Genomic DNA, 4034 nt, shown 5'->3' on the forward strand with positions numbered 1-4034 from the left:
GTTTTTAGACAAAAACGTGAACAAGGTTCTTGCTTCGATTCGGTTTCAGACTCGATCTGTTACGAAACTTGTTCTCGTTTCTGTCTATTTCCTGACAGCCCCGTCGCTTCGCTCCTCGCAATGACGGCCGATGATCAACGGTAGGGTGCGCAAAGGCGCAACGCGCCGTGCCCACCGCCTTTCGTCGTCGCGGCGGTCAATGGTGGGCACGCTGACGCTTTGCCCACCCTACTCTTCTCGCAACGAACAGCTCAGCCTTGCGCCAGCTGCCGATCCAGATCGTGCAGCACCTGGTAGCACGGCAGCACCTGCGCCACACTCGCGTTCGGCTCGCGGCCTTCGCGGATCGCGGCGAAGAACTCGCGGTCCTGCAGCTCGATGCCGTTCATGGAGACATCGACCTTGGAGACGTCGATCTTCTCTTCTTTGCCATTCACCAGATCGTCGTAGCGCGCGATATAGGTGCCGGTGTCGCCGATGTAGCGGAAGAAGGTGCCGAGCGGGCCGTCATTGTTGAACGACAGCGACAGCGTGCAGATCGCGCCATTGGCCGCCTTGAGCTGGATCGACATGTCCATGGCGATGCCGAGATCCTTACGGATCGGCCCCTGTACGGCGTTGGCTTTCACGATCGGAGATCCGGCCTGATAGGCGAACAGATCGACCGTGTGGGCGGCATGGTGCCACAACAGATGATCGGTCCAGCTCCGCGGCTGGCCCAGCGCGTTCATGTTGGTACGGCGAAAGAAGAAGGTCTGCACATCCATCTGCTGGATGCTGAATTCACCGGCCTTGATCTTCTTGTGCACGAACTGATGGCTGGGGTTGAAGCGGCGGGTGTGGCCGCACATCGCGACCTTCCCGGTCTTCTTCTGCAGATCGACCACCGCCTGCGCATCCTTCAGCGAGTCCGCCAGCGGAATCTCGACCTGGACATGCTTGCCGGCGTTCAGGCAGTCGATCGCCTGCGCCGCATGCATCTGGGTCGGCGTGCAGAGAATGACGGCATCGACCTCCGGCAGCTTCAGGCTGGAGGCCAAGTCGGTCGAGACATGCTTGATGCCATATTTGTCGGCGACCTCCTTGGTCTGCTCCAGCCTGCGGCCGACCAGCGACACCACCTCGACGCCATCGATATTCTTGATGCCGTCGAGATGCTTGATGCCGAACGCGCCGGCGCCGGCCAGCGCGACCTTGATGGACTTGGCCATATCAGGTGTTCTCCAGGACCAGGTGGCCGACCGCGGTGTTGCTCGCGGGCACGTGGTAGAAGCGATGCAGCACCTTCGGCTTATGGCCGCCATTGACGTCGCTCATCGCGCCGCGCGCGATCAGCCACATCACGAGCTCGATGCCCTCGGAGCCGGCTTCGCGCACGTAATCGATATGCGGCATCTTCGACAGCCCATCCGGATCGTTGATGATCTTATCGAGGAAGGCATTGTCCCATTCGCGGTTGATCAGGCCGGCGCGCGGCCCCTGCAGTTGGTGGCTCATGCCGCCGGTGCCCCAGATCTGCACGTTGAGCGGCTCGTCGTAGGACTCGATCGCTTTGCGGATCGCCTGCCCCAGCATGAAGCAGCGGCGGCCTGACGGCACCGGATACTGCACCACGTTCACCGCGAACGGGATGATCGGGCACGGCCACTCATCGACCTGCCCGAACACCAGGCTTAGCGGCACGGTGAGGCCGTGATCGACATCCATCTTGTTGACGATGGTGAGGTCGAAATCGTCCTGGATTACCGACTGCGCGATGTGCGCGGCAAGCTTCGGATGGCCATACACCTTCGGCACCGGGCGGGGCCCCCAGCCCTCGTCGGCCGGCTGATACTCGGCCGCGGTGCCGATTGCGAAGGTGGGAATCATGTCCAGGCTGAAAGCGGTGGCGTGGTCATTGAAGACCAGGAACACGACGTCCGGCTTCTGCTGCTTCTCCCACTGCTTGGCGAACTCATAGCCCTCGAACACCGGCTTCCAGTAATCCTCACCGGTCTTGCCGAGGTCGAGCGCGGCGCCGATTGCCGGGACGTGCGAGGTGTAAACGCTGGCGGAGATACGGGCCATTACTTCTTCTCCCCGGTGTAGCGGTTGCCCTCGACGGAGCGGCCACCCTTCACCATCATGTCGCGATATTGTTCTTCGCTCATGCCGGTCATGCTGCCGGCCATCTGCTGAAAGCTCTTGCCGTCGGTCGCGCCGATCTTGGCGAGAAAGTAGATGTTGCCGCCGAGCGCGATGCAGCGGTTGAGGTCGCGATCGAGCACCGCCTGCTTCTGCTCCTCGCTCATCGGCCATTCGTCGAGATAAGCGCGCTCATTGGCCTTGAAGCGGGTGCGGTTTTCCGCCTTCATCAAGGACATGCAGAACTGGTTCAAGTGATAGCCCTGGCGCGACATGTCGGCATCGAAGATGGTCGTGCCGGGAACGTCCATATAGGGTTTGTCGAGCGACATCGATCGTCTCCTTTTAGGATTCTTCGGGCCAGTAGAGCCGCATCGGGTTATCGACCAGGAGCTTCTGCTGCAGGTCCGCCGTGACAGCGATATGCGGAATGAAATCGACCAGCAGCCCATCATCGGGCATGTGGTCCTTCAGGTTCGGATGCGGCCAATCGGTGCCCCACAGCACGCGATCCGGGAAGGTCTCGACAATACGCTTCGCGAACGGCACCACGTCACGATAGGCGTTCTGCTCGCCGTTCAGCGCGGGTGGGCCCTTCACCGAGAGCCGCTCCGGGCAGCTCACCTTGGACCAGACGTTCTTATGCTCGCGCATGAACTTGACGAACAGCTCGAACTCGGGGCCATCGACCGGCTTGGTCACGTTGGGCCGGCCCATGTGGTCGACCACGACGGTGGTCGGCAAGGTCGTGAAGAAGTCCCACAACTCCGGCAGATCGACCGCCTCGAAATAGATCACGACATGCCAGCCGAGCTTTGCAATCCGGGTAGCGATCTCGTTCAGCTCGTCCTTCGGCGTGAAGTCGACCAGCCGCTTGACGAAATTGAAGCGGACACCGCGCACGCCGGCGTCGTGCATCGCCTTCAGCTCGGCGTCAGTGACGCTGCGTTTGACCGTTGCAACACCACGCGCCTTGCCGCCGGAGTTCACCAGCGCATCGACCATGGCGCTGTTATCGGCGCCGTGGCAGGTGGCCTGCACCACCACGTTGCGGGCGAAGCCGAGATGGTCGCGCAGTGCATAGAGCTGCTGCCTGGAGGCGTCGCACGGCGTGTATTTGCGCTCGGGCGCGAACGGAAACTCGGCGGCGGGGCCGAACACGTGGCAATGCGCATCAACGCTGCCGGCCGGCACCTTGAAACGCGGCTTGGACGGGCCTTGATACCAGTCGAGCCAGCCCGGGGTCTTTTGAAATTCCATCTCGTCCCTACTTCTTCTTGGCATGCGCGAGGATACGGTCGGCCTCGGTGCGCCAGTCCACACTACGCGCAAATTCCTTCGTGCCCTTGACGCCGAACAAACCTTCATCGGCGAGATCGGCCACCCAGGCCTGGCGCTCGGCCGTGCCCTCCGCCGACCACGGTGTCAGCCCGGCGTCGCGCACCGTCTCAGCCACTTCCCGCACCTCCTCGGCGCGGCGGCGGCCGTGCTCGATCACGCGCTGGAAGAAATAGGCGCCCTGCTTCTCCCAGTCGATGCCGGGAAAGGTCTCCTTCAGCGAGGCCAGCACCGCATCCTCGACGCCATAGGCGCGCGCGGTGGTGAAGGCCTCGATCACCATCGCCTCCATGCCCTTGATCATGATGCTGCGGCACATCTTGGTCGCCGACGCGACGCCGAGCTTGTCGCTGGCGGGCTTGGCCGCAAAGCCGAGATCGTTGAGCAGCGGCGCCAGCTCGCGCGCCCCGGCACCGCCGAGCAGCAGCGGCACCTTGATCCGATAAGGCGGCACCGAGGTCATCACGGCGCCCTCGACATACCGCCCCGCGGCCCCGTCGATCAGCACCGCCGCGCGCTGCTTGGCGCCGGGCGAGGCCGAGTTGAAATCGAGAAACCAGGTGCCCTGGTTG

At 62.8% G+C, this 4034-nt stretch carries 5 protein-coding genes; all 5 read right to left on the bottom strand.

Annotated features, from left to right (window positions below; all coding sequences use genetic code 11):
* Positions 1-251: 251 nt before the first annotated feature.
* Positions 252-1211, bottom strand: a complete 960-nt coding sequence (locus WA702_RS06415; protein WP_425109695.1) for a Gfo/Idh/MocA family oxidoreductase — start codon at positions 1209-1211, stop codon at positions 252-254.
* 1 nt (position 1212) lies between these two features.
* Positions 1213-2067 (bottom strand): class III extradiol dioxygenase subunit beta, encoded by an 855-nt coding sequence (locus tag WA702_RS06420; RefSeq protein WP_425109696.1) that lies wholly within the window; start codon positions 2065-2067, stop codon positions 1213-1215.
* Positions 2067-2456 (bottom strand): protocatechuate 4,5-dioxygenase subunit alpha, encoded by a 390-nt coding sequence (gene ligA, locus WA702_RS06425; RefSeq protein ID WP_425109697.1) that lies wholly within the window; start codon positions 2454-2456, stop codon positions 2067-2069. The genes WA702_RS06420 and ligA overlap by 1 nt, the downstream gene beginning before the upstream one ends.
* Before the next feature lie 13 nt (positions 2457-2469).
* Entirely contained in the window at positions 2470-3384 is a 915-nt protein-coding gene (locus WA702_RS06430; protein WP_425109698.1) for an amidohydrolase family protein, read from the bottom strand.
* 7 nt (positions 3385-3391) lie between these two features.
* On the bottom strand, positions 3392-4034 hold a 643-nt coding region (locus tag WA702_RS06435), incomplete at its 5' end, for a DUF1932 domain-containing protein (protein ID WP_425109699.1).

The organism is Bradyrhizobium sp., from assembly GCF_049798375.1.
Classification (GTDB): Bacteria; Pseudomonadota; Alphaproteobacteria; order Rhizobiales; family Xanthobacteraceae; genus Bradyrhizobium.